The sequence below is a fragment of the Morganella morganii genome (genome assembly GCF_019242955.1).
Taxonomy (GTDB): domain Bacteria; phylum Pseudomonadota; class Gammaproteobacteria; order Enterobacterales; family Enterobacteriaceae; genus Morganella; species Morganella sibonii.
The window spans coordinates 1,222,604-1,247,363 of the sequence record NZ_CP066129.1 but is presented as its reverse complement, the minus strand read 5'-3'; the positions used below and the strand labels follow the sequence as shown (position 1 = coordinate 1,247,363).

Genomic DNA, 24,760 nt, shown 5'->3' with positions numbered 1-24,760 from the left:
ATCAGAAAATCCGGCAATGAAAAACAAACCTTCCGGTCTTATCCGGAAACATATTGTTATTATTTTATTTAAACGCAGGCAATCAATTGCGTGTTAAATATTGGTTATTAATACTTAGCCATATTCTAAATAAACAAAATAAGACGTGGTATTAGTACATGTATAGTTAACATTAACTGGTGTTATTTTTTTAGCAACCTTTTGTTATCAATGAGTTACACATTATCACATTCCCGTGAACATAAAGTTTTCTCGCCGATCCGCATCTATGTTTGTTTTGTAGCGCCACTATAGACTCAATTCAGTCATTTAAACCATTTGAAGCGATTCAGTCAGGATTTAAACTCTATAACAATGCACTTTTTTAGATAAAAAAATTACCAATTGGAAACTTGCGCCAGATCAATTCTAAGGGTGTAAGGGAGTGTGTTAGAGTATTTCCAAGTTAAGTTACTTACCCAAAAATATAACCAAATTCATTATTACGACGACGAGAAAGAATTCCATGAAAAAGATTAATTTAATTACTGCTATCCTGTTTACTGCTATTTCCGCAGGCGCTGTTGCCGCTGATGGTAAAATTACATTTAAAGGTGAAGTGGTAAAACAAAGCTGTGTAGTTGAAGGTGCAAATAAAGATAAAACAGTAACATTACCAAAAGTCAGTGCAAACGCATTACAGAATGTCGGTGATACCACCGGTACTACTCCATTCACAATCGAATTATCCAAGTGTGCGGCGGCAGAGAGTGTGACTGACGTGGGTTTAAGTTTTGTCGGCCCTAACATTGATCTGACAACAAAAACACTGAATACCAAAGGTATTGGTGCAACAACGGCTAAAAATGTCAATATTGCGCTGTATAACCAGAATGACCAGTTTATTAAACTGGGTATGGATAAAGACAACCAGAATGTCGGTTTTACCAAATTAGCGGAAGGTAATGTTCAGTTAAACTATATTGCTAAGTATTATGCCGTAGGCGCTTCTGAGCCGGGCGTAGTGGAATCTAACGTTGATTTCGAAATTATTTATAAATAATCTTATATTATAAAATATAATGGAAATAGGGTGATGAATTTGTTCTAATCACCCTGTTTCCTTTTCTTTATTCCACTCATCAAAATAAGAGTATATAAGAGCGAATATGATTAAAAAGATGATAGCTGTCTTTCTGTCGTTGGTGGCTATTCCGGCAAGCGCTGCTATTGTGGTGACCGGAACCCGTTTTGTATATCCTTCCGATGATAAAGAAATATCCGTTAATATTGAAAACAGCGGTGAAAAAACAGCGCTGAGTCAGGTCTGGCTGACAACCGGTTTTTCCGAAAAACGTTCCGGTAAAGAGGTCACCAAAGCAGATATTGAAGATACCCCTTTTGTCGTTCTGCCGCCGTTATTTAAAATTAAACCGGGAAATGTGCAGACCGTCCGTATTCTGTATACCGGTGAACCGCTTCCTGCTGATCGTGAAACAATTTTTACCCTTAATATTCTGGATGTTCCGCCGAAAAGCAAAGCCGTTGAAAATAACCTGCAGATTTCTGTCTTATCAAAATTCAAACTCTTTTACCGCCCTTCTGCAATTGCCGGCGATTACAGCTCCGCCGCTGATAAAACGGACTGGACAATAACAAAACAAGGCGCGGATATCTGGCTGTCCGCCAAAAATAACAGTGCATTTTATATCACACCGGACAAAGCAAAAGTCATTGTTAATCAACAGGAATATGATGTTCAGCCCGGGCTTGCCATGATGGCGCCTTTCGGCGGCACCACACAGGCAAAAATAAACCGGTTAACGGCAGTTCCGTCATCCGCTGTCATTAAATTCAGCTATGTCAATGATTCCGGCGGCAGTTCAGACGCCGAAAAAACCGTAAATTAAGGTTGCCCGAAGAAACATATGCAATGGCCTGTTTATCTCTCTGCTATTATTTTTTCCGCCACACTGCCGTTTAGTGTGGCCTTTGCTGATGACGACGACGATTACGAATTTAACCCGGCCTTTATTAAAAACTATGCCGTCAGCGGAGATGTCGATTTACGCCGCCTGACCACCGATAATGACCAGATGCCGGGATTATACCGTACTGATGTTTATGTCAATGATCAGAATACCGGGAAATTCCTGATTAAGCTGGAGAATAATAAGTCCGGAAAATTGCAGGTCTGTTTAACTCCGGAATTGGTTAATTCAATGGGATTAATCAATTCTCTCGTTGATACCTTTCATGAACAGACAGAAAAACAGGATGAAAACGACTGCTTTTATTTATCTGATCTGATCCCTGAATCCGCATTTGAATTTATTTTCAGTAAACAACAACTGCATCTTTCTGTCCCGCAGCGGGATTTACTGAAACCGGTTCCGCCGGAAAGCAATCCGCTTAACTGGGATGAAGGTAAGTCTGTTATATTTACCAATTATTTTTATAATCGCTATACCACCCGCTCAGAAGGCTATTCCAATACCACCGATTCATTAACGCTTAATTCCGGTATTAATATTTTAAAATGGCGTTTCCGTAATGACAGCCAGATAAATAATGATAAATATACGGCGGTCATGACCTGGCTTGAACGGGATATTGATTCGGTAAAAAGCAAACTGACACTCGGGGATTTTTATTCCGGCTCTGTTTTTTCCAACGGCAGTTCATTACGGGGTGTTCGTTTACGTAATGATAACAGCATGTTATCAAGCCGGGAAACCGGATATGCCCCGGTGATTCAGGGGATCGCCAAGACTCAGGCACAGGTAAAAGTGTATCTTGCGGATTCCGGAACAGAAATTTACAACACGGTTGTACCGGCCGGGCCGTTCGAAATCAGTGATCTCCTGCCGGTCTATTATTCCGGGGATCTGCTGGTCGATATTATTGAAGCCGACGGCAGCGTTCAGAAAATGCAGATTCCGGTGCAGAGCGGTTTATCCTTTACCCGTCCCGGTAAACTCGATTTCGATATCGGCGTGGGCAAACTGCGCTACCGTAATACCGTATTCGGTGACCCGGTAACCGATGCCTCATTACGCTATGGTGTCAGCAACCGGATTTCTGCCTCACTGGGAACGGTATTCAGTAACGATTATCTGTCCGGCGCCGCCGGAATGACCATCAATACCCCGGTGGGCGCCTTTAACGGCGAAGTGATCCACGCCAAAGCGACACTGAAAAATAATGATAAAACCCTTGAAGGGAATTCTTATAAACTCAGTTACAGCAAAACATTTCCGTCAACGGAAACCTATATCAACCTCTCTTCCATTCAGTTTGATACCAAAAACTATGTCAGCGTTTATAACGCGATGCAGATGAATCACGGCTATTTTCAGTATGATGAACAGCAGCAGAATAATGCCTATAAACTGAAAACCCAGTACACCCTGTCTATGAGTCAGCGCCTGCCGTATAACGCAGGCAGTGTCAGTGTCAGCGGTTCAACGGCAGATTACTGGAACAGCAGCAAAACCAGTAAGCAATATACTATGTCTTATACCACGAGCGTGTACAGCGCAGGGGTGATCGCCTCTCTCCGGAAAACCGATAATCAGTATAACAACGACACGCTCTTTTCATTATCGCTGAGCATTCCGCTGTCTGCCGGAAATAACACCTATCTGACCGCCAATTATCTCAATGCCGGCAATAACCGGAATATCGGTGCCGGTGTCAGCGGCAGTCTCAGCGACGATCTTGATTACTCATTATCCGCCGGACAGGATCAATATGAAGATGAAACCAGCCGTTACGCCACAGCCGGCGGCCGTTATAAAACCGGTATTGCGGATTTCTCGGCGGATTACAGCCATTATCCTGACTCAAAAACATTAAATGTAAGCGCCTCTGGTGCGATTGTCGGCCACAGCGGCGGATTACTTTTTGCCAACAGGCTGGGTAACTCCTTTGCCATTATAAAAGCGGAAGGCATTGAAAATGCGCAGGTGCTGGGAGCAGATACGCACACAAACAGCGCCGGTTATGCCATTCAGCCTAATCTCGTGCCTTACCGCAAAAATCTGGTCGGTATCGAAACCCGTGACCTGGGGCAGAATTACACCGTGGAAGAATCAAAACGCACGATTATTCCGCGTTCCGGCAGTGCAATATTTATCGAACTCGATACCCGTATCGGTGCTCCGGTGGTACTGAAAACCCGGGATTCTCAGGGAAATATGTTACCGCTGGGTGCAACCGTGTACGGACCGGATAACGAGCCGCTGACGTTTGTCGGCCAGGGCGGAAAAATCTTCCTGAATCTGAATGAAAAAATGACAACGATCCGCGTGGATACCAGCGCCGCCGACGGGCAGCAATGCGTGATTGACCTGACTGAGATTAATCACAAATACCTGATGAATGATAAAGTGTCGGTCGTGACAGCGACCTGCGGGATAATTAATGATGAGAATTAAATCACTGCTTTTTTTCTTCGCCATGATAGTCAGCACGCAGGTGTCCGCTTTCAGTACAGTAACGGACATTAAAGGCCACGTTGCCCCCGTCTGGCGGGGTGCAAAAGATATCAAAGCCACGATAGGTGTCTTTAACTCAGGCAGCTACCGCTTTGGGGAACCTATCCGGAATACCAGCGGACAGCTGATTGAAACTGAGTATGTCCCGCATTTTCACTTAAGTTATTCATCCCCCCGCTTCCGCTGCACCCGGGGTGAAACCTATCGTGCGGCTGTCACAACTGAAGGTATCGGAATCATTCTGGGCGAAAAAGACGGATATGCCGTGCTTAAATCCAATATACCCGGCGTGGGTTACCGGCTGGATATCGGCGGGGAAATTTCCGGAAACTATGTTAACCCCTCAATTACCCGCTACAGTAAAATAGGCGTAAATGGATCAACCGATATCGATCTTCCCTGCACATCACAAAGCCAGTTTGCACTGGGTGTCAAAGTCACGCTGGTCAGAACCGATGAACAACCGGATGACAGCCAGGGGCTTACGTTTTTACCGGTACATATAGCATCACCTTATCCGGTGGCTATTTCAGTTTATGACCCGGCCGGAAACCTGGTGCTGGACGGAAGATGGTCAATTCCGCTGAAAAAAACCAGTAACATCGCGGTTAAATACCTGAAAGAGTCCTGTCAGTACCGCTTTTCCAACCGCGAGCAGATTATCAGCCTCGGTAAAGTGTCTTCCGGTCAGTTTTCCGGTCCCGGCAGTACCGCCTACGGGCAAAACGGCCCGCAAACCGTGGATGTGTATATCGACTGCGGCGGCACTAACTTTATTCAGAATATCCGTGCCTCCGTTTTTGAAGGCGCCGGCGGTAATGAAGCCTCCGCCGCGCTGCGCCGTCAGGGGGTGCTGCTGAATAACCTGACCGGACAGAATGCCGCGAAGGGCGTGGGGGTTCAGGTACTGATCGATAATAATGCCAGGCCGCTCGGTACCGATATGCCGGCCTATATTGATGATGAAACTCAGTGGGATGTGGTAAAAGGCGGCGGAATTATCAAAGGTGTCTATCATTTTGCGGTCAGCGGACGTTATTATCAGACAGAGCCTCAGATTCGTGAGGGACTGATTCAGACTACTGCCGGATTTACCCTGATTTATCGCTGACGGCTGAACATCTTTTTTATCAGGGTTCTGAATAGTCCGCCGATATTAATCATAATATATGACTGCAACGGATATCTTATTGATGAAAAAAATACTGCTGGCCGGTGTGATTGCCGCCTGCTCTGCCTCTGCTTATGCTGTCCCTGATACCTGGTCAATGGGGACTGCTCAGGGATTTACTGAATACGGTATCAGTAACGGAGCCGGTAATGCCGTCATTATCGCCTGCAACGAAGGTGCGGGGGAAGGCTATGACAACAGCGTGTCTGTTTACAGTAATGACCAGAGCCTTGACGGTGACGTCTCTTTCCTGATTGATGATGAAGCCTATTATATTCCTGAAAACACCACGACCCGCAGTGGTGCTAATGCCTGGGTCAGTTTCACCTCAGCCATTACCCGGGCATCTGAATTTGAAGTGTATGTGAATAACAAACCGGCCGGGAAGTTTAAGCCCCGCGCCAAAAACAGTCAGAAAATCTTCAGTGATTTTGAATGTGCCCCGGTTGAATAACCTGCACGATATGATGATAACGCCGCTGTTTCCGGCGGCGTTATTATTTAACAGTTAGTCGTCACTGTCTTCCGGATTTTCCGGCAGCGTGATTTTCACACGGTTAATCCGGTGATTCTGAATTTCCAGCGGTTCAAACAGACAACCGTCAATACTGATCTGCTCACCCACTTTCGGCAGACGCTGTAAATGTTCCATCAGCAATCCGGCCACGGTTTCATATTCCCGTTTTTCGTCCAGTGTCAGCGGAATATAATTGATCAGATCTTCCAGCGGCATAAAACCGTTGGTTATCCAGCTGTTATCATCCGTAAACTGAATATCATGACGGGCATCATTTTCAATACCGCTGACCGGCAGATTTCCGGCGATGGTTTCCATCACGTCCGTCAGTGTCACCACCCCTTCAACATAACCGAACTCATCCGCCACAAAGGCAAAGTGAGTCTGCGCCTGGCGGAACTGCTCCAGCGCTTTCAGTAATGACAACTGCTCCGGGAACACCAGCGGCTGCTTGATCAGTGCATGCAGATCCAGCGTATCCTGCTGTAAACGCTGATGCAGCAAATCAATCACATGCACCACTCCCAGCAGTTCATCATCATCCCCCGAGCCTTTAATCACCACCCGGGTATGCGGGTTTTTGATCAGCAATGCGGCGATTTCATCACTGGTGGCATCAATCCGCAGCATTTCCACATCATGACGCGAGGTCATAATACTGTTGACGTTACGCTGAGACAGCCCCAGTACGCGGACAATCATCTGCCGCTCTTCCGGATCAAAAATATCCTGGTTATCCGAAATCAAATCTGCAGTGCGGTTATCCAGCTCCGATGATTCACGTTTACCGCTCAGAATACGCAGTACTGCTTCCGCTGTACGCTGACGCAGGGAATTCCGCCCGCGCAGAAACTTACGGCGGTTAAACATCGCCACCTGATTGAGCATTTCAATCATGATGGAGAAACCGATCGCCGCGTAGAGGTAACCTTTCGGAATGTGATAGCCGAACCCTTCCGCCACCAGGCTGAAACCGATCATCAGCAGGAAGCTGAGACACAGGATAACGATGGTCGGGTGTTCATTGACAAAGCGGGTCAGCGGACGGCTGCCCCAGATCATCAGCAGCATTGCAATAACCACCGCAGTGACCATAACACCGATATGATCCACCATCCCGACTGCCGTGATCACGGAATCCAGAGAGAAGACTGCATCCAGCACGATAATCTGTGCCACCACCGCCCAGAATTTCGAGGTTTTCCGCTGCTGTCCGTCATTATGCTCACCGCCTTCCAGCCGTTCGTTAAGCTCCATCGTGGCTTTGAAAAGCAGGAACAGTCCCCCGATCAGCATAATTAAGTCACGCGCACTGAATGCATGCCCGAACATCGTGAACATCGGTTTGGTCAGCGTGATAAGCCAGGAGAGACTGAACAGCAGAATAATACGCATGATCAGCGCACACAGCAGACCGGTTATACGGGCTTTGTCACGCAGCGCAGGCGGAAGTTTATCGGCAAGAATGGCAATGAAAACGAGGTTATCAATACCAAGAACAATTTCGAGTACGATTAGTGTGGCCAGGCCGGCCCAAATCGACGGATCAGCGATCCATTCCATACGGTTAGTTTTACCTTTTATTCACACAGCTTATGCTGCACACGAAATAATGCGGATTGTCCGGCCAAATAGCAATAAAAAATTCCGCACTTTGCCGCTGTTCCTGTTGTGCGCAATGACGATACCGTTTGCATCAATCGCTACCACGCGGGCTTTACATGCGTTAAACTGTGACGAAATTAACAGTCAGCTAACGAAATCGTCGTTAGTCACGGGTCAATTCCTGAAGGAGTCTTCATGTCCAAACAACAAATTGGTGTTGTCGGTATGGCCGTTATGGGCCGTAACCTCGCACTGAATATCGAAAGCCGCGGTTATTCTGTTTCTGTTTTTAACCGCTCTTCTGATAAAACTGACGAAGTGATTGCTGAAAACCCGGGGAAAAAACTGGTTCCCAGCTACAGCATTGAAGAGTTTGTTGACTCCCTGGAAAAACCCCGCCGTATCCTGCTGATGGTCAAAGCCGGTGAAGCCACCGATAAAACCATCGCGTCCCTCACCCCGCATCTCGATAAAGGTGACATTCTGATCGACGGCGGTAATACCTTCTTTCAGGACACCATCCGCCGTAATAAAGAACTGTCCGCGCAGGGCTTTAACTTTATCGGCACCGGTGTTTCCGGTGGTGAGGAAGGTGCACTGAAAGGGCCGTCCATTATGCCGGGCGGACAAAAAGAAGCTTACGAACTGGTTGCCCCGATCCTGAAACAGATTGCCGCGCAGGCTGACGGTGAGCCGTGTGTCACTTATATCGGTGCTGACGGTGCCGGTCATTATGTCAAAATGGTGCACAACGGTATCGAATACGGCGATATGCAGCTGATTGCCGAAGCGTATTCTGTGATGAAAAATGCCCTCGGCATCAGCAATGATGAACTGGCATCGGTATTCAGCGAGTGGAATAACGGCGAACTGAGCAGCTACCTGATTGATATCACAAAAGATATCTTCCGTAAGAAAGATGAAGACGGCAACTACCTGGTCGATGTGATCCTCGATGAAGCCGCTAACAAAGGCACCGGTAAATGGACCAGCCAGAGTGCACTCGACCTCGGTGTGCCGCTGACGCTGATCACTGAATCCGTGTTTGCCCGTTATATCTCCTTCCTGAAAGACCAGCGCGTTGCGGCATCCAAAGTGCTGAAAGGACCAAAAACAGCAGCATTCAGCGGCGATAAAGCAGAATTTATCGAGAAAGTCCGCCGTGCCCTGTATCTGGGGAAAATCGTCTCTTACGCACAGGGCTTCTCACAGCTGCGCGTTGCTTCTGACGAATATAACTGGGATCTGAACTACGGCGAAATTGCGAAAATCTTCCGCGCCGGTTGTATCATCCGCGCCCAGTTCCTGCAGAAGATCACTGACGCTTATGCGGAAAACCAGGCACTGGCTAACCTGCTGCTGGCCCCTTACTTCACACAGATTGCCGATGAGTATCAGCAGGCGCTGCGTGACGTGGTCTGCTACGGTGTTCAGCACGGTATTCCGACACCAACCTTCTCTGCCGCTATCGCCTATTATGACAGCTACCGCAGTGCGGTACTGCCGGCGAACCTGATCCAGGCACAGCGTGACTATTTCGGTGCACATACTTATAAACGTACCGACAAAGACGGCGTGTTCCACACGGAATGGTTAGATAATAACTAATTCCTGATCTTTATTATGATCTGAAAAACCGCACAGACCAGACCGGTCTGCGCGGTTTTTAACTATCAGAGGTTCGGTATGACTGAATTAAAACAACAGGATAATAATCCGTGGGGAAAGGTCATTCTCCCCGCCAAACAGACCTTCCGGCTGTCTGCTATGCTGCTTACCCTGCTGTTAGTGCTGCTCAATACCGGCATTTATTTTTATCAGGAACTTTATGTCTCACCGCTGCCGTCGCGGGAAAGTAATCTTTTACTGTTTGGTGCCAATGTTTATCAACTGTCACTGACCGGTGACTGGTGGCGTTATCCGATCAGTATGATCCTTCACGCCGATATATTTCATCTGGTACTCAATTGCCTGGCGCTGTTTGTTATTGGTATTAACTGCGAAGCGCTGTTCGGTAAATTCAGAATGCTGGTTATTTATGTGGTTTCCGGTATCAGTGCCTCATTATTCAGCGCCCTTTGGCAATCAACAGAATTTAATACGGAACAATCATTTTATTTATACGCACACACGGTGTATATCACCGTCAGTGTCGGTGCATCCGGCGCCATTATGGGCATTGCAGCCGCAACAGTGATATTTCTGATTAAAGAGGGATTTAACCCGGCGCTGCCGGCAGATGTCCGCGCATTGTACTCACGTAACCGGTTGTCTGTCGGTGCTATGATCGTGCTGACACTGGTTAACGGAATGCAGGCGGGGACTGACAATATCGCGCACCTCAGCGGTGCGGCTACCGGCGTGGTACTGGCGCTGGCATACCTGGTATTTACGGCGAAAACCCCGGCAGGTAAGCGGATTTATTCACTCTGTATCTCAGTATCGGTAATTTTACTGCTTGTTTTTGTTATCAGAGCGGTTTCGTTTTCCGATAATCCGCGCCTGATAAATGAACGGGCATTTATATTACAGGAAATGAATAATGAATCTTCCGCCGGATTGACGGCGGAATAATTCAGAACTGTGAACAGAAACAAATTTAAAATATATGCGGCGAAAAGAGAGTGAAATGATTGATTCTGGTCACATTAATCTCACCGTTAAATCGCTATGGTGATTAAACGATTAATGACATAAGCAGGTGATGATATGGATTATTGGTTTGTATCGTACAAAGTGCGCGCCCGTAACGGAGACACTTTACAGGGACATCAGATCACAGAAACTGAAGCCGGTGTGTCACCCCGGGATGCATTAGAAGAAGCCACTCAGAAAATCGCCGACGAGTCACAGGCCGACCTGCGTTCAGTCCGCATTATTGCATTTAACCGCGTGTAATTAACTCCCCCTTATAAAGCGAAACCCCGTCAGATACGGGGTTTTTTTTACTGCTTTTATACCGCCACTTTTTCGATATTGACCTTATCGCCGATTGCTAATCGCCCGAGAGCCGTTTTCAGCAGTGTATCAGTGAAAAGATAAAAACCGACATGGCTGTTATCAATTGCCGCCACCGTCAGACAGCAGCCGTTATACGACACGGAATCACCAATCGTCAGTCCCGGTAATAATTCTGCAGGAAACTGCACAATATGAATCAGATGATCATTGTTTTCTTCAATTTTTAAAATCAGTGCCGTGCCCTGCACAACCCCGGTAAAAATCTTATCCAAAGCCAACCTCACACTTTCCGTATTGATACAAAAAAACCGCAGCGGATAACCGGTGCGGCTTATCGCGTTTTACAGTGTAACCGGCACCAGGAACTCAGTGGCGGCAATCACGACCAGCAGGCCGACGAGCACCGGAACCGATGTCCGTTTCACCACTTCAAATGGTGAAATTTTCGCCATACCGGCAACCGCAACCACCACACCGGAAACCGGTGACATCGTACGGCCCAGGTTGGACGCCTGTAACATCGGGATCACCAGGTAGGCCGGGTTGATACCCATCTGCTGTGCCAGACGCGGGATCAGCTCGACAAATGCGTAGAATGGTGCGTTACCGGAACCGGTGGTCATCGCCGCCAGCATAGTAATAATCACCAGTGCAATCATCATCACGATAGCACCTGAACCGAAAGACTGCGCCAGGTCGATAAGACCGGAAATAAAGCCGACGGTGCTCAGACCCTGGGCGAACACACCTGCCGCAACCAGCAGCATAACCACGGTTGCAAAGGCATCAGCCATACCGCGGTAGCAGACATCCAGTCCTGCATACACTTTTTTGCCGTCAAAACCACGGACAAATTCAATAATGGCAGAAAGGATAATACAGCCGACAATAATCGTGATGATATGTAATTCAGGCAGCACGATGTGGCTCAGGAAACCGATGCTGAACGGCTTACCATCAAACAGCAGAACACCGATGATCGGCATAAACGGCAGAATGGCGTAGAACTTAGGTGCATTGGTGGTAATTTCTTTGACATCCAGGATTTCAGATTTGATATCTTCTTTGCGATCCAGGAAACGCTGCCAGAAATAGTGGGCAATCGCCATAGACACAATCGCCACGATAGAAATCGGCAGTGTCAGGCTGAAAGCGAACTCTTTCAGCGGAATCATCGAGGCTTCCGCCGCAATCACCACGTCACCGGAGGTCGGTGCCAGGATAATCGCCGCCGGAGACGCACAGATAGCCGCAGCCGCACCACGGCTGATCCCCACGTTCACCATGACCGGGAACAGGGTTGCCATCAGTAACACGCCCAGACCGGTAGCCGAAGACACCGCCAGAGACATCAGACAGGCAATAAAGTAGGCAACAATCATCAGCAGATACGGAGAGTTCACGACCTTCAGCGGTTTGGAGACCATTTTGATGACGACATCGTTGGCACCGATATGGGTCATATAAGCCGCAAAACCGCACAGTACCATGATCATCATACCGAGGTCGCCGCCGCGGTTCATCAGCAGGTACTTCACATACTCAATAATGTTTGTCGGTCCCCAGCCAGTGGAGGCGGCGGCGGACGGCAGGATATTTTTTCCCATCATGACACTGATGATCAGAAGCAGTAAGCCCCCGACCATCAGCACCCCTGTTGCTGAATACCCTTTAATAATATAGCGCCCGACGCCGACGGCGACGACAGCACCAATGAGAAGGTCTAACATTTCTGCTCCTGTCTGGTATTTTTATTTATAAAAATGATTAATGCACTGTGCCGAAAACCGGAGTGAGATTAAATGATATGTATCAATGAACCTTGGTTATTACCCGTATCATTTATGTATTCCGGCCTTCTGCATTAAAAAAGCAGTGACAATATAAATTATCGTCACTGCTCTGTTTGTATAAATTGTCCGCGAATTTATAACCGGTTAATTAAGGATTCCACAGCGTTGAGATCCCGCCCGGTTTTTTCATTCAGCAACTCTCCGGCTGCCTGTTTTACCCGCTGCTGTAACTGATTACGCAGCAGGGTTTCCACTTCAAATTTATACTGAATATTATCCCAGTCACCGAACAGCACAACCGGAATACGGATGGATTGCAGCCAGGTCACCAGATCGTTGGTTTTCCCCCAGCCTTTTAAGATCTGAACACCCAGGTTCACATCCAGATTCTGTTTCACCAGATTGGTCCGCCCGCTGCCGGTAATATTAAAGGCATCGGATACCGCCAGAATTTTACTGATTTTCACTTCACCGTTATTCAGCGTACCGATAGCTTCCAGTTTTTTCGCTTCGGTCATGGCATCCATGGATTGCGGCTGAGCCACTTTGTCAGTTGCCTGGGAAAGTGACTGCTGGATCAGATACGGAATATTCAGACCAAGCAGCTTAACATCGGTAATTGTCAGTGCCACATCACCGCGCCAGTTGTTTAATACCGCGTCCTGGTCATAACCGGTACCGCGCAGATCACCGTCAAAGCTCAGACGTCCGGTGAATTTTTCCGGCATTTTAAACGCCGTCAGCAGCGGTTTTACATCAATATTCTGCAGCAATGGTTTAATACGCAGCTGCGCCGGGACCTTTTCGGAATAAATCGTCATCGGCAGTGAGAAACGGCCGCCGAATACGTTACCGGTCATTTTGGAGATTTCAGTGATACTGCCCCGGTTCTCTGCTTTCACCGTCAGCTGCCCGATCTCCATCCCCTGATAAATCAGGGAATCCACATTCAGCGCCAGCGTGGCATTGAAGTGATTCATAAAGGTCAGGTCATATTTATCCGCGTTACTGCCGGTCGTGATCACGGCCGGTTTGGTGGCAACCGGTTTTTCCCCGTTTTCTGAATGCACGGCACGCTCATAACCGAGCAGGTTATCCAGATTCAGTTTTGAGGAGGCCAGCTGGATGTCATAACGCGGGGTTTCACCAAGCGCCGCTTCGATTGTGCCGCTGAGCTGACTTTCGTTCGCGCTCAGTTTCAGGTTTTCCAGAATCAGGGACTGAGGCGCCTGACCGACCGCTTCGTGCCAGGTATAGGTCGTCGTACCATTACCGTTGATGCCGTTGGCATACAGACCGGCACCGGACAGGCGGTAATTCAGACGGTTAATATTGCCGCTGACCTGTACCGGATACTGGGAAAGGTCGATATCAGAACTCAGGCTGAAAGAGAGCTCCTGCTGATTACGCAGAATATTGCTGTTCAGCGCTATCACATAGCGTTCAGGGGTATTGCGTTCGAGAGAGAAGTTAATGTCACGCATGTTAATCTGCGTACCGTCCTGAGCCTGCCAGACCAGCAGACTGTTGGCAATACGGATGCGATCCACATCAAACGACCATTTGTTTCCCTGCTCAACCGGTACCGGTCTGGCTTTCTGGTTACCCGGGGCCACAGGGACACTTTTCTTCTCCTGTGATTCGGTTTCAGGCAGGATTTTCAGCAGTGCGCCGTCAAGCATCACTTCACGGACCGATAACTGGTGTGATAACAGCGGCCAGAGCTCAACATCAAGACGCATATTTTCTGCCGTCACCACCGGTTCAGCGGCATCCGGTGCGGTCAGTGTCATTTTACCGGTGATGATGCTCAGTTTCGGCCAGACATGCCAGCGCATATCATCTTTCATTACCAGTTCGTAACCGGTGTCTTCCTTCACCTTGTTAACGATATAATCGCGAAAATCATTCGGGTTCACCAGCAGGATTAAGGCCGCAAGGCCCGCCGCCACAACGACAAGCAGAATAATCAGCGTGGTGAAAAATCGTTTCATAATCCCTGTTCCTTTCCCATTCTCTGTTGAACCCGCTGACGGACAGTTCTCTGTCCGCCGTTTAATCTTCGCTGATACGGCTGCCCACAGCTCCCTGCTGATTTTTATATTTCGCATCGCTGCGGCGGTTATACGGCCGGTCAGCGGAGCCGGATAACGGCTCAAAACTCAGGGCGCCGATCACCATGCCCGGACGTAATGCCAGAGGTAACTTACCTGAGTTATAAAATTCCAGCACGATTTGCCCGTGCCAGCCCGGATCGATCCGGTGTGCGGTGACGTGCACCATCAGACCGAGACGTGCCAGTGATGAACGCCCGTCCAGCCAGCCGACCATGTTATCCGGCAGCGTGACAGATTCCAGTGTTACCGCCAGTGCCAGTTCTCCCGGATGCAGGTAAAACACTTCATCTTCTGTCAGGGTGATTTCATCACTCATGACATTCTCCAGCGCCGCATTCACTTCTTCTTTCGGGCCGCTGAGATCAATATACGCTGCCGTATGGCCCCGGAATACCCGGAACTGATGTCCGAGACGGACATCCGCAGTCGCCCCGTTAATCCGCTCAACCGGCGGACGCGGGGAAATGGTCAGTCTGCCGTCATCAAGCCACTGAATAATGTCACGGTCACAAAGTCGCATGGTATCATCCTTCTTAAACTCAGCGTTTATCACCGGCGGATAAACGCGGGTTAATTCGTTGTCGGCGGCTTACTCGCAGAACTGACTGATTTTAGCTTTCAGAATATCAATCGCCACGCGGTTTTTACCGCCCCGCGGCACTATGATATCAGCATATTGTTTTGTTGGTTCAATAAATTGCAGGTACATCGGACGTACAGTTTTATTGTACTGTGCAATAACGGAATCCAGCGTGCGTCCGCGCTCATTCACATCGCGGCGGATGCGGCGCATCAGGCAGATATCCAGCGGGGTATCGACGAAAATGGAGAAGTCCATCTGTTCGCGCAGACGTTTGTCTGTCAGCAGCAGAATGCCTTCAAGAATAATCACCCGTTTCGGGCTGAACAGAACAGATTCCGGCTTGCGGGTATGTTCTGCATAATCATACTGCGGTAACTGAATAGACTTACCTGATTTCAGTGCTTTCAGATGCTGTAACAGCAGTTCGTGATCCATAGAGCCCGGATGGTCATAGTTGACCTTGATGCGCTCTTCCATCGGCACATCGCTCTGATCTTTGTAGTAGCAGTCTTCCGGAATCACACCGATATTGTGATCGCCCACCTGAGCACGTAACTCATGATAAAGCGTATTGGCAATCAGACTTTTTCCTGACGCGGATGCGCCGGTGATACCGATGATAGTGCACTGCTGCTGTGCTGTGTCAGCCATAATAGAAATAACCCGGTTTGAAAATAGGAGAGAAAAAAACCGAAACGATCTGCTGCGGCCTTTTTTGGTGCTTATCCGGCCGGGAGTAACAAAACGTGTCTGCCCGGCGCTGAATTATAGGGAGTAACGGCGCGAGATTCCAGCAGAATCGGGCATCCGGCCTCATTATTTCGGGGTAACCGCTCTTACTGCTGCCATAAAAAAAGACCGGCACATTACTGTGCGGGCCTTTTTTACTTTCCGGATGTGCCGGAGCTGACATAAACCCCGCTTATACTGCGCGGAAAGCGATTTCTGTCGGGATCTTATCCCCTTCCCAGAACATTTCTGCCGTCACATTGACCGCGATCTCACGGTAGATATCCGCAAATTCGCCGTCCGGGTCACGCATCACTGTCGGCTGGCCGCGGTCGAGGTCTTCACGCAGCGAAATATGCAGCGGCACCTGTCCCAGCAGTTTGGTGTGATAGCGTTCCGCCAGTTTCTCCGCCCCGCCGGTGCCGAAGATCGGCTCGACATGACCGCAGTTACTGCAGATGTGCGCACTCATATTCTCCACAATGCCCAGAACCGGCACGTTCACTTTCTTGAACATGACGATACCTTTCATCGCATCCACCAGCGCGATATCCTGCGGAGTGGTCACCACCACCGCACCGGTGACAGGAATGTTCTGCGAGAGTGTCAGCTGGATATCCCCGGTGCCCGGCGGCATATCGATGACCAGATAATCCAGATCCGGCCACAGGGTGTCCTGTAACATCTGCATCAGGGCTTTACTGGCCATCGGGCCGCGCCAGACCATGGCGTTATCATCAGTGACCAGATAACCGATAGAGTTGGAAGCCAGACCGTAGGCCATGATCGGAGCCATATGCTGGCCGTCCGGTGACGTCGGACGCTCTTTGGTGGTACCCAGCATGTTCGGGATGGACGGGCCGTAAATATCCGCATCGAGGATACCGACTTTTGCCCCTTCCGCTGCCAGTGCCAGCGCGAGGTTCACCGCGGTGCTGGATTTACCCACACCGCCTTTGCCGGAGCTGACCGCCAGAATATTGCGGACACCGTTAATACCCGGCAGATCATTGGCGCGGCGCAGCGTCGCGATATCATGGCGCAGTTTCCAGTCCACCGCCGCCGCACCGGTCACTTTACGTAATTCTTTGGTTTTTGCTTCAATCAGTGCTTCAAACGGACGCTTCCAGACAAACGGCATCACCAGCTCAACATGCAGCACATCATCCAGCATCGCGCAGTGATTCAGCGCTTTGATGGCAATCAGATTGCGTTTGAGTGTCGGATGCTCAAATGTCGCCAGTACCTGTGCGACCTGTTCGTTCAGCAATTCAGGGTTCATCTCCCCGGGGGATTTCGCATTCATCCCGGCTCCTTAGATTTATCATTTTTATTGCCTGTAACTATCGGCATCAATGATAGCAGAAGCCAACTGATTAATTTAGTCATTCCGCGCAAACCCGCACAAAACAAATCCCCTGCAACCGACAGGGTTATCACCGGATACTCACCGCAGAAAAAAGTCCGGAAAACCACACACAAAGCCGGATTACTGCTGGCAGGGGTGGACGGGATCGGTTAACATCAAAGACCCTTTATTATTTGAGGAAGTGAAATACTCTATGTCTCAGATCGCTAATAAAATTTTGGTAACCTGTGCGTTACCATATGCAAACGGTTCAATCCATCTCGGTCATATGCTGGAACATATCCAGGCTGATATTTGGGTCCGTTTTCAGCGAATGCGCGGCAAAGAGGTTCACTTCATCTGCGCCGACGATGCTCACGGCACACCGATTATGCTCAAGGCACAGCAGCAGGGGATCTCCCCTGAAGAAATGATCGCCAAAATGAGCGTCGAGCATCAGAAAGATTTTGCCGATTTCGCCATCAGCTTTGATAACTACCACTCCACGCACAGCGAAGAGAACCGGGTATTATCAGAGAATATCTATCTGGCGCTGAAAAAGAACGGCCATATTGAAACCCGGACCATTTCCCAGTTGTACGATCCGGAAAAAGGCATGTTCCTGCCGGACCGCTTTGTGAAAGGCACCTGCCCGAAATGTAAAGCGGAAGACCAGTACGGCGACAACTGTGAAGTGTGCAGCGCGACCTACAGCCCGACCGAGCTGATTAACCCGCGCTCCGTGGTTTCCGGTGCCACACCGGTACTGCGTGAAAGTGAGCACTACTTCTTTGATCTGCCGGCTTTCGCTGACATGTTACAGGCATGGACCCGCAGCGGCGCGCTCCAGGAGCAGGTCGCCAATAAAATGCAGGAGTGGTTTGATTCCGGTCTGCAACAGTGGGATATCAGCCGTGATGCGCCGTATTTCGGGTTTGAAATTCCGGGCGCGCCGGGTAAATACTTCTATGTCTGGCTGGATGCGCCTATCGGCTATATGGGTTCATTTAAAAACCTGTGTGACAAGCGCGGCAATCTCGATTTCGATGAGTTCTGGAAAAAAGATTCTGATGCGGATCTGTACCACTTTATCGGTAAAGATATCGTGTACTTCCACAGCCTGTTCTGGCCGGCCATGCTGGAAGGCAGCGGTTACCGCAAGCCGACCAACCTGTTTGTCCACGGCTATGTGACCGTTAACGGCGCGAAGATGTCCAAATCACGCGGCACCTTTATTCAGGCACGCACTTATCTGAATCACCTGGATGCTGACAGCCTGCGTTACTACTATGCGGCGAAACTCTCTTCACGCATTGATGATATCGACCTTAACCTGGAAGATTTCGTACAGCGCGTTAACAGTGACATCGTCAACAAAGTGGTTAACCTGGCATCCCGTACGGCGGGCTTTATCAAAAAACGCTTTAACGGCCGCCTGAGCGCAACACTGGCTGAACCTGAGTTATATCAGCAGTTTATTGATGCTGAGAAAACTATCAGCGAAGAGTATACCGGCCGTGAATTCGGCAAAGCTATCCGCGAAATCATGGCGCTGGCCGATGTGGCCAACCGTTATATTGATGAGAAAGCACCGTGGGTCGTGGCGAAACAGGAAGGTAAAGATGACGAACTGCACGCTATCTGTACCGTGGGAATCAACCTGTTCCGCGCACTGATGACCTACCTGAAACCGGTTATGCCGGAACTGGCGGCACGCAGTGAAGCGTTCCTGAATCAGGAACTGACACTGGACGGCATTGCAAAACCGCTGCTGGATCATCAGATTGCGGACTTCAAAGCGCTGTTCAGCCGTATTGAAATGGCAAAAGTGGATGCGATGATTGAAGCCTCCAAAGAAGATATCAAAGCCATGTCCGCCAAACCGGTCAGCGGCCCGCTGGCAGATGATCCGATTGCGGATACCATCAGTTTTGATGATTTTGCCAAAGTGGATATGCGTATCGCACAGATAGTGTCTGCTGATTTCGTTGACGGCTCTGACAAACTGCTGAAACTGGTATTGGATCTCGGCGGCGAAACCCGTCAGGTCTTCTCCGGTATCCGTCAGGCTTATCCGGACCCGAAAGCGCTGGAAGGCCGTCTGACGGTGATGGTTGCCAACCTGGCACCGCGCAAAATGCGGTTCGGGATCTCTGAAGGCATGGTCATGGCCGCAGGTCCCGGCGGAAAAGATATTTTCCTGCTCAGCCCGGATTCCGGTGCACAGCCAGGCCAGCAGGTGAAGTAAGTCCTGTAAATCAGCAGTAAAAATAACGGCAGCGCATCATTCAGATCCGCTGCCGTTTTTTATACAGATAATAAATGCTGATTGCTTTGCCGCCGCTGTGTCAGTGTGCTTTCTATTTCCCGGCGGATGCCCCCTCAAACACCGCCTGAGCATCTCTTCCCAGTGTAACCAGATCTGCATATCCCTCTTCTTCCGGCTGATAGTCTGATTCCGGATAATAGGAAAATGCCCCCATACCGCGGTGTCCGACAAATGCCAGCCTGTCCATTGCAGTAATATTATGCAGCGGAATGCCCTGCCGCCGGAATACTCTATCCTGCAGCAAACGTCCCCAGCCATCCGGCAGGCTGTCCGCAAAAAGACCGTGCAAACCACCGTGCGGATTGGCTGGTGCGGGCTGAAGCTCAGTGCTGGTCTCCAGTGTCAGAGGCGAACTGTTGCCGAAACGCCGGAGATAATCACGGTGATACTGAAAAAAAACGCCGGTTCGGTTCTGTACCAGCGTTCCGGCTTCTGTTGTTTCCCCCGCAGACAGTGTCCGTACTACCGTCAGTTTCTGAACAGGCTTAAAATTCATCTTTCAATACCTCTTCTATTGTCTGTGGTATCTTCACCTCAGTGCGTTTTTTCGGATCGACAACATCATAAAGTACACCGATATCATCCAGGCATTGCCATAATGTTAAAAGCTGACGGAATGATATGCGCCCGGTCAGCTCGAATTTTTTTATGGTAGATGCGGGAACCAGACTGCGGGCAGCCAGAGCATCACGCGACCATTTCCGGCTTTCGCGTTTTTTACGCAGCCAGACGGCAAATGCTTTGCTGACATCCGCATCAGTTAATAACAGCCGGGATAGCATCAGACCTCCTTTGGACATTATAATATCCAAAAATGATAATTTGACTAAAAATTGGATACTATTGTATCTGATATTTCACCCGACGTCCGTTACAATCAATATTTAGCGGCTATAAATGTATAAAAAACGATCAAGACAACCACACCGTTATACTATTTTTTTCGTGACCTGTAGCACAAATAAAAAGTTAATTGTATGATGAATGAGTTCATCCAAGAAGGAACATTATCATGAAACCAAAACAGATAGCGGAAACCGGCTGGCGCTATCTCCGGGCATTTCTGATCCTGTATCTGTGCCTGTTTGCCGGCAATATTATCGCGGTGTTACTGCCGTTTTCCGTCCCGGGCAGCATCGTGGGCATGCTGCTGCTTTTTGTGCTGCTCGCACTGCAGATTGTTCCGGCGCACTGGGTTCAGCCCGGCTGCACCTTATTAATGAAAAACATGACAATGTTATTTCTGCCGATCGGCATCGGTGTGATGAACTATTACGATACCCTCAGCGCCCAGCTGCTTCCGATCCTGGTTGCCTGTGTCGTCAGTACTTTTATTGCCATGTGTGCTGTTGCACTGAGTTCTGAATTTATTCACCGCCGTCATGTGCCGGTTCCGGAACAACAGGAAGCCGATGCGGTTGCCGCAGTAACTGAAAAAACCGAACAACAAGAGAAACGCAAATGTTAACGCATATCTGGTGGTCGCTCCCGCTTACCATCGGCGTCTATTTTCTCGCCAGAGCTATCTATATTAAATTTAAGCTGCCGGTATTAAACCCGCTGCTGATATCCATCGTGATTATTATTCCGCTGCTGATATTCACCGGAATCTCATACAACCACTATTTCGAGGGCAGCCGTATCCTTAACGACCTGCTGCAACCCGCGGTGGTGGCGCTGGCGTTTCCGCTGTATGAGCAATTGCATCAAATCCGTGCACAGTGGAAATCCATTATCACTATCTGCTTTGCCGGGAGTGTGATTGCGATGGTCACCGGCACCGCCATTGCCTTTATGATGGGCGCAACACCGGAAATCGCCGCCTCTATTCTGCCGAAATCAGTCACCACTCCGATTGCGATCGCTGTTTCTGATTCCATCGGCGGTGTCGCGGCAATCAGTGCAGTCTGTGTGATTTTCGTCGGGATACTCGGCGCTATCTTCGGCCATACCCTGTTCAAACGACTGAAAGTCACCACGAAAGCCTCACGCGGCCTGGCAATGGGGACAGCCTCTCACGCCCTCGGTACTGCCCGCTGTGCGGAAGACGATTATGTGGAAGGTGCTTACAGCTCACTGGCATTAATGACCTGCGGGATTATTACTTCTCTGATGGCGCCGTTTATCTTTCCGGTTCTGCTGGCTGTGTTCGGATAACCTGAAAATTTGAGTTCCATCTCGCAAATTCAGCATTTGTTTCATTCGTTTCATAATGAACGTGATAAAAATCACGTTCATTATGTGCAACTCCCCGCTAAAATGATCTTATTGATAATGGAGGTCATTTTATGCAAAACCGCTTTCATGCAGCCCTGAACACACTCCCTTCCCCGTTACAGACACTGCTGACAGATATTGTGTGCGCTGATACATTCCCCGGATATTTATCCGCCAAACAGGTCACTGCACTCTGCAACGCCGCAGGTACTGATGAGGATGCACTCGCGCTGGCCATGTTGCCGCTGGCGGCAGCCTGTGCTGTGACACCGGTATCCCGGTTTAATGTGGGTGCGGTTGCACACGGACTGAGCGGAAACCTCTATTTCGGTGCCAATATGGAGTTCTGCCATGTGCCGTTACAGCAAACGGTACACGCGGAACAGAGCGCGATCACCCACGCCTGGCTGCGCGGCGAAAACGGTTTGCGCAAAGTCACCGTCAATTACACACCGTGCGGCCATTGCCGTCAGTTTATGAATGAACTGAACAGCGGCACAGAACTGCTGATTCAGTTACCGGAACTGGCCGCTATGCCGCTGAAAACCCTGCTGCCGCATGCTTTCGGCCCGGTGGATCTGGGGATTGAAACCCGTCTGTTTGACCAGGTGCATCATGGTTATCATTTCCTTGCCACTAATGCGGTGGTCGGAAAAGCGCTCGAGGCGGCTAACCGCAGCCATGCGCCGTACTCTCATTCCCACAGCGGTGTGGCTCTTCAGGACAGCCGCGGACGCATCTACAGCGGTGCTTATATTGAAAATGCTGCCTTTAACCCGGGGCTGCCGCCGTTACAGGCCGCATTGATCTTTATGAATATGGCGGGCGGCGACCTGCACGATATCCACCGCGCTGTACTGGTGGAAGGCAGTAATGCCACACTGTCACAATGGGAAAGCACCTCTGCCACACTGAATGCCCTGGGCTGTCAGGATATCGCTCTGTTCAGTTATTGATCCTCTCCCTCTGAGGTTGGTGCTCACCGGTTCCGGGCATCAACCTTTACGTGATTACTCAATATAAATCTATCCCGCCTCTCACTTTCACACATCGGTATCACTAATTTCGTAACAATTACTGTACATATTTTTCAGATAACTTAGGATCAGTGCGTCCTGTCTTAAAAATGTCAATTGGCAAAGAGTAGTCATACATGGAACTGGAATACGAAAGCAAACGTGCATTATATATCCCGTATGCGGGCCCTATCCTGTTAGAGTTCCCGCTGCTGAACAAGGGAAGCGCCTTCTCCGAAGAAGAGCGCAGTAATTTCAACCTCCACGGCCTGCTGCCTGAAGCGGTGGAGACCATCGAAGAGCAGACTGAACGCGCCTATCGTCAGTATTCTGATTTTAAAAACGATACGGATAAACATATCTACCTGCGTAACATTCAGGATACGAATGAAACGCTGTTCTACCGTCTGCTCAATGCTCACCTCAAAGAAATGATGCCTATCATTTACACCCCGACAGTCGGGGCGGCCTGTGAGCATTTCTCAGACAGTTACCGCCGTGCGCGCGGGCTGTTTATCTCTTATCCGAACCGCGCTTACATTGATGACATGCTGCAGAATGCCACCAAGCAGAATGTAAAAGTCATCGTGGTCACCGATGGTGAGCGGATCCTCGGTCTGGGTGACCAGGGGATCGGCGGGATGGGTATCCCGATTGGTAAACTCTCCCTGTATACTGCCTGCGGCGGTATCAGCCCGGCGTATACCCTGCCTATCGTGCTGGATGTCGGTACCAATAATCAGCAGCGCCTGAACGACCCGCTCTATATGGGCTGGCGTCATCCGCGGATTACCGGCGAAGAGTATGATGAATTTGTTGATGAATTTATCAATGCCGTTAAACGCCGCTGGCCGGATGTGTTGTTACAGTTTGAAGATTTCGCCCAGAAAAATGCGATGCCGCTGCTGGAACGCTACCGCGATCAGCTGTGCTGCTTCAATGATGATATTCAGGGAACCGCGTCAGTCACCCTCGGCAGCCTGATCGCCGCCAGCCGTGCTGCGGGCGGACAGCTGAAAGATCAGACCGTTGCTTTCCTGGGAGCAGGCTCTGCCGGATGTGGTATCGCTGAGCAGATCATCGCGCAGATGAAATCCGAAGGTCTGAGTGAAGAGCAGGCGCGTGCCCGTATCTTTATGGTGGACAGATTCGGTCTGCTGACCGATAAACTGCCGAACCTGCTGAACTTCCAGAGCAAACTGATCACCAAAAGTGACATTATTGCGGACTGGGATGTGCAGAATGATGCCATTTCGCTTGAAGATGTGGTCCGTAACGCCAAACCGACGGTGCTTATCGGGGTTTCCGGTCAGCCGGGGCTGTTTACGGAAGAGATTATCCGTGAAATGCACAAAAACTGTGAGCGTCCGGTGGTCATGCCGCTGTCTAACCCGACCTCCCGCGTGGAAGCGCGTCCGGAAGATATTATCGCCTGGACAGACGGCCATGCACTGGTTGCGACCGGCAGTCCGTTCAATCCGGTGATTTATAAGGATAAAACCTATCCTATCTCTCAGTGCAACAACTCCTTTATCTTCCCGGGGATTGGTCTGGGAGTGCTGGCTGCCGGTGCCAAACGTGTGACTGACGGTATGATGATGACCGCAAGCCGTGCACTGGCTGATTGTTCGCCGATGGTTATCAACGGCGAAGGTTCGTTACTGCCGGATATCGAGGATATCAAAAAAGTGTCCCGTATCATCGCCAAACAGGTTGCCAAGGAAGCACAGATCCAGGGTGTTGCCACCGTCACCTCTGACGGCGCTCTCGATGAAGCTATCGAACGCAACTTCTGGCATCCGGAATATCGTGTTTACCGCCGGACATCTTTCTGACGAATAGCCGGTGAACTGTCACTGAAAACCCGCCTCTGTGCGGGTTTTATTCTTTTTTTCA

Annotated in this window: 22 protein-coding genes; 13 read left to right on the top strand and 9 right to left on the bottom strand. The window is 49.5% G+C overall.

The genetic code is table 11. From position 1 onward, the window contains the following. Nucleotides 1-505: 505 nt before the first annotated feature. The 5 genes from JC793_RS05685 (at nucleotide 506) to JC793_RS05665 (ending at nucleotide 6,103) form a co-directional block, all read left to right on the top strand. Complete coding sequence (locus JC793_RS05685) at nucleotides 506-1,042, top strand: fimbrial protein (RefSeq protein ID WP_046893796.1); 537 nt, start codon at nucleotides 506-508, stop codon at nucleotides 1,040-1,042. 118 nt (nucleotides 1,043-1,160) lie between these two features. Then, nucleotides 1,161-1,889 carry a fimbrial biogenesis chaperone gene (locus JC793_RS05680; protein ID WP_166707291.1) on the top strand — a complete coding sequence of 243 codons (729 nt, stop codon included), beginning with the start codon at nucleotides 1,161-1,163 and terminating at the stop codon, nucleotides 1,887-1,889. Between the two features lie 18 nt (nucleotides 1,890-1,907). After that, nucleotides 1,908-4,418 (top strand): fimbria/pilus outer membrane usher protein, encoded by a 2,511-nt coding sequence (locus JC793_RS05675; protein WP_218427767.1) that lies wholly within the window; start codon nucleotides 1,908-1,910, stop codon nucleotides 4,416-4,418. After that, the gene (locus JC793_RS05670; RefSeq protein WP_166707289.1) at nucleotides 4,405-5,589 is read left to right on the top strand and encodes a fimbrial protein; all 1,185 of its coding nucleotides are present in this window, start codon (nucleotides 4,405-4,407) and stop codon (nucleotides 5,587-5,589) included. The genes JC793_RS05675 and JC793_RS05670 overlap by 14 nt, the downstream gene beginning before the upstream one ends. Before the next feature lie 82 nt (nucleotides 5,590-5,671). Further along, the gene (locus tag JC793_RS05665; protein WP_218427765.1) at nucleotides 5,672-6,103 is read left to right on the top strand and encodes a YfjT/YkfB family phage-associated protein; all 432 of its coding nucleotides are present in this window, start codon (nucleotides 5,672-5,674) and stop codon (nucleotides 6,101-6,103) included. A 54-nt stretch (nucleotides 6,104-6,157) separates the two neighbouring features. Here JC793_RS05665 and JC793_RS05660 read toward each other — a convergent pair whose 3' ends face one another. After that, the gene (locus JC793_RS05660; RefSeq protein WP_046893792.1) at nucleotides 6,158-7,729 is read right to left on the bottom strand and encodes a TerC family protein; all 1,572 of its coding nucleotides are present in this window, start codon (nucleotides 7,727-7,729) and stop codon (nucleotides 6,158-6,160) included. A gap of 237 nt (nucleotides 7,730-7,966) precedes the next feature. Between JC793_RS05660 and gndA the strand changes: the two genes are divergently transcribed. The 3 genes from gndA to JC793_RS05645 all read left to right on the top strand — a co-directional run bounded on the left by gndA (nucleotide 7,967) and on the right by JC793_RS05645 (nucleotide 10,669). Continuing rightward, nucleotides 7,967-9,379, top strand: a complete 1,413-nt coding sequence (gene gndA / locus JC793_RS05655; protein WP_218427763.1) for an NADP-dependent phosphogluconate dehydrogenase — start codon at nucleotides 7,967-7,969, stop codon at nucleotides 9,377-9,379. 78 nt (nucleotides 9,380-9,457) lie between these two features. Further along, nucleotides 9,458-10,345, top strand: coding sequence for a rhomboid family intramembrane serine protease (locus JC793_RS05650; RefSeq protein WP_166707286.1), 888 nt, complete (start codon nucleotides 9,458-9,460; stop codon nucleotides 10,343-10,345). Between the two features lie 135 nt (nucleotides 10,346-10,480). Then, nucleotides 10,481-10,669 carry a hypothetical protein gene (locus JC793_RS05645; RefSeq protein WP_046893789.1) on the top strand — a complete coding sequence of 63 codons (189 nt, stop codon included), beginning with the start codon at nucleotides 10,481-10,483 and terminating at the stop codon, nucleotides 10,667-10,669. Nucleotides 10,670-10,725: 56 nt separating this feature from the next. Here the strand turns inward: JC793_RS05645 and JC793_RS05640 are convergent, their stop codons facing one another. The 6 genes from JC793_RS05640 to apbC all read right to left on the bottom strand — a co-directional run bounded on the left by JC793_RS05640 (nucleotide 10,726) and on the right by apbC (nucleotide 17,260). Further along, nucleotides 10,726-11,004: a riboflavin synthase gene (locus JC793_RS05640; protein ID WP_218427761.1), complete on the bottom strand. Its 279-nt coding sequence runs from the start codon at nucleotides 11,002-11,004 to the stop codon at nucleotides 10,726-10,728. Between the two features lie 69 nt (nucleotides 11,005-11,073). Next, entirely contained in the window at nucleotides 11,074-12,462 is a 1,389-nt protein-coding gene (dcuC, locus tag JC793_RS05635; protein WP_218427759.1) for an anaerobic C4-dicarboxylate transporter DcuC, read from the bottom strand. Between the two features lie 197 nt (nucleotides 12,463-12,659). Then, complete coding sequence (gene asmA / locus JC793_RS05630; protein WP_218427757.1) at nucleotides 12,660-14,519, bottom strand: outer membrane assembly protein AsmA; 1,860 nt, start codon at nucleotides 14,517-14,519, stop codon at nucleotides 12,660-12,662. Nucleotides 14,520-14,580: 61 nt separating this feature from the next. Continuing rightward, nucleotides 14,581-15,162 carry a dCTP deaminase gene (gene dcd, locus JC793_RS05625; protein WP_046893786.1) on the bottom strand — a complete coding sequence of 194 codons (582 nt, stop codon included), beginning with the start codon at nucleotides 15,160-15,162 and terminating at the stop codon, nucleotides 14,581-14,583. A 69-nt stretch (nucleotides 15,163-15,231) separates the two neighbouring features. Further along, the gene (gene udk / locus JC793_RS05620; RefSeq protein ID WP_025153374.1) at nucleotides 15,232-15,876 is read right to left on the bottom strand and encodes a uridine kinase; all 645 of its coding nucleotides are present in this window, start codon (nucleotides 15,874-15,876) and stop codon (nucleotides 15,232-15,234) included. Nucleotides 15,877-16,147: 271 nt separating this feature from the next. Further along, nucleotides 16,148-17,260: an iron-sulfur cluster carrier protein ApbC gene (gene apbC / locus JC793_RS05615; RefSeq protein WP_046893783.1), complete on the bottom strand. Its 1,113-nt coding sequence runs from the start codon at nucleotides 17,258-17,260 to the stop codon at nucleotides 16,148-16,150. Nucleotides 17,261-17,516: 256 nt separating this feature from the next. Here apbC and metG point away from each other — a divergent pair, with 256 nt between their 5' ends. Then, nucleotides 17,517-19,550 carry a methionine--tRNA ligase gene (metG, locus tag JC793_RS05610; protein ID WP_107678178.1) on the top strand — a complete coding sequence of 678 codons (2,034 nt, stop codon included), beginning with the start codon at nucleotides 17,517-17,519 and terminating at the stop codon, nucleotides 19,548-19,550. A 112-nt stretch (nucleotides 19,551-19,662) separates the two neighbouring features. On the opposite strand, the gene JC793_RS05605 is transcribed toward metG, so the two are convergent. Both JC793_RS05605 and JC793_RS05600 read right to left on the bottom strand, forming a co-directional pair. Beyond that, a complete protein-coding gene (locus tag JC793_RS05605) occupies nucleotides 19,663-20,127 on the bottom strand; it encodes a HipA N-terminal domain-containing protein (RefSeq protein ID WP_218427755.1) in 465 nt (154 codons plus the stop codon). Further along, nucleotides 20,117-20,413 (bottom strand): helix-turn-helix domain-containing protein, encoded by a 297-nt coding sequence (locus JC793_RS05600; protein ID WP_036407353.1) that lies wholly within the window; start codon nucleotides 20,411-20,413, stop codon nucleotides 20,117-20,119. Before JC793_RS05600 ends, JC793_RS05605 begins: the two co-directional genes overlap by 11 nt. Before the next feature lie 230 nt (nucleotides 20,414-20,643). On the opposite strand from JC793_RS05600, the gene JC793_RS05595 reads away from it, so the two are divergent. From JC793_RS05595 to JC793_RS05580, 4 genes are all read left to right on the top strand, one after another. Next, nucleotides 20,644-21,099 carry a CidA/LrgA family protein gene (locus tag JC793_RS05595; RefSeq protein WP_107678175.1) on the top strand — a complete coding sequence of 152 codons (456 nt, stop codon included), beginning with the start codon at nucleotides 20,644-20,646 and terminating at the stop codon, nucleotides 21,097-21,099. Next, complete coding sequence (locus JC793_RS05590; RefSeq protein WP_052926197.1) at nucleotides 21,093-21,788, top strand: CidB/LrgB family autolysis modulator; 696 nt, start codon at nucleotides 21,093-21,095, stop codon at nucleotides 21,786-21,788. The genes JC793_RS05595 and JC793_RS05590 overlap by 7 nt, the downstream gene beginning before the upstream one ends. Before the next feature lie 131 nt (nucleotides 21,789-21,919). Then, nucleotides 21,920-22,804, top strand: coding sequence for a cytidine deaminase (cdd, locus tag JC793_RS05585; RefSeq protein ID WP_046893778.1), 885 nt, complete (start codon nucleotides 21,920-21,922; stop codon nucleotides 22,802-22,804). Between the two features lie 197 nt (nucleotides 22,805-23,001). Beyond that, complete coding sequence (locus JC793_RS05580) at nucleotides 23,002-24,699, top strand: NAD-dependent malic enzyme (protein WP_218427753.1); 1,698 nt, start codon at nucleotides 23,002-23,004, stop codon at nucleotides 24,697-24,699. The last annotated feature ends 61 nt before the right edge of the window (nucleotides 24,700-24,760 follow it).

Excerpts from the sequence above, each read along its gene's own strand:
- JC793_RS05685 (WP_046893796.1), top strand. The coding sequence starts at position 506 with ATGAAAAAGATTAATTTAATTACTGCTATCCTGTTTACTGCTATTTCC.
- JC793_RS05680 (WP_166707291.1), top strand. The coding sequence starts at position 1,161 with ATGATAGCTGTCTTTCTGTCGTTGGTGGCTATTCCGGCAAGCGCTGCT.
- JC793_RS05675 (WP_218427767.1), top strand. The coding sequence starts at position 1,908 with ATGCAATGGCCTGTTTATCTCTCTGCTATTATTTTTTCCGCCACACTG.
- JC793_RS05670 (WP_166707289.1), top strand. The coding sequence starts at position 4,405 with ATGATGAGAATTAAATCACTGCTTTTTTTCTTCGCCATGATAGTCAGC.
- JC793_RS05665 (WP_218427765.1), top strand. The coding sequence starts at position 5,672 with ATGAAAAAAATACTGCTGGCCGGTGTGATTGCCGCCTGCTCTGCCTCT.
- JC793_RS05660 (WP_046893792.1), bottom strand. The coding sequence starts at position 7,729 with ATGGAATGGATCGCTGATCCGTCGATTTGGGCCGGCCTGGCCACACTA.
- gndA (WP_218427763.1), top strand. The coding sequence starts at position 7,967 with ATGTCCAAACAACAAATTGGTGTTGTCGGTATGGCCGTTATGGGCCGT.
- JC793_RS05650 (WP_166707286.1), top strand. The coding sequence starts at position 9,458 with ATGACTGAATTAAAACAACAGGATAATAATCCGTGGGGAAAGGTCATT.
- JC793_RS05645 (WP_046893789.1), top strand. The coding sequence starts at position 10,481 with ATGGATTATTGGTTTGTATCGTACAAAGTGCGCGCCCGTAACGGAGAC.
- dcuC (WP_218427759.1), bottom strand. The coding sequence starts at position 12,462 with ATGTTAGACCTTCTCATTGGTGCTGTCGTCGCCGTCGGCGTCGGGCGC.
- asmA (WP_218427757.1), bottom strand. The coding sequence starts at position 14,519 with ATGAAACGATTTTTCACCACGCTGATTATTCTGCTTGTCGTTGTGGCG.
- dcd (WP_046893786.1), bottom strand. The coding sequence starts at position 15,162 with ATGCGACTTTGTGACCGTGACATTATTCAGTGGCTTGATGACGGCAGA.
- udk (WP_025153374.1), bottom strand. The coding sequence starts at position 15,876 with ATGGCTGACACAGCACAGCAGCAGTGCACTATCATCGGTATCACCGGC.
- apbC (WP_046893783.1), bottom strand. The coding sequence starts at position 17,260 with ATGAATGCGAAATCCCCCGGGGAGATGAACCCTGAATTGCTGAACGAA.
- metG (WP_107678178.1), top strand. The coding sequence starts at position 17,517 with ATGTCTCAGATCGCTAATAAAATTTTGGTAACCTGTGCGTTACCATAT.
- JC793_RS05605 (WP_218427755.1), bottom strand. The coding sequence starts at position 20,127 with ATGAATTTTAAGCCTGTTCAGAAACTGACGGTAGTACGGACACTGTCT.
- JC793_RS05600 (WP_036407353.1), bottom strand. The coding sequence starts at position 20,413 with ATGCTATCCCGGCTGTTATTAACTGATGCGGATGTCAGCAAAGCATTT.
- JC793_RS05595 (WP_107678175.1), top strand. The coding sequence starts at position 20,644 with ATGAAACCAAAACAGATAGCGGAAACCGGCTGGCGCTATCTCCGGGCA.
- JC793_RS05590 (WP_052926197.1), top strand. The coding sequence starts at position 21,093 with ATGTTAACGCATATCTGGTGGTCGCTCCCGCTTACCATCGGCGTCTAT.
- cdd (WP_046893778.1), top strand. The coding sequence starts at position 21,920 with ATGCAAAACCGCTTTCATGCAGCCCTGAACACACTCCCTTCCCCGTTA.
- JC793_RS05580 (WP_218427753.1), top strand. The coding sequence starts at position 23,002 with ATGGAACTGGAATACGAAAGCAAACGTGCATTATATATCCCGTATGCG.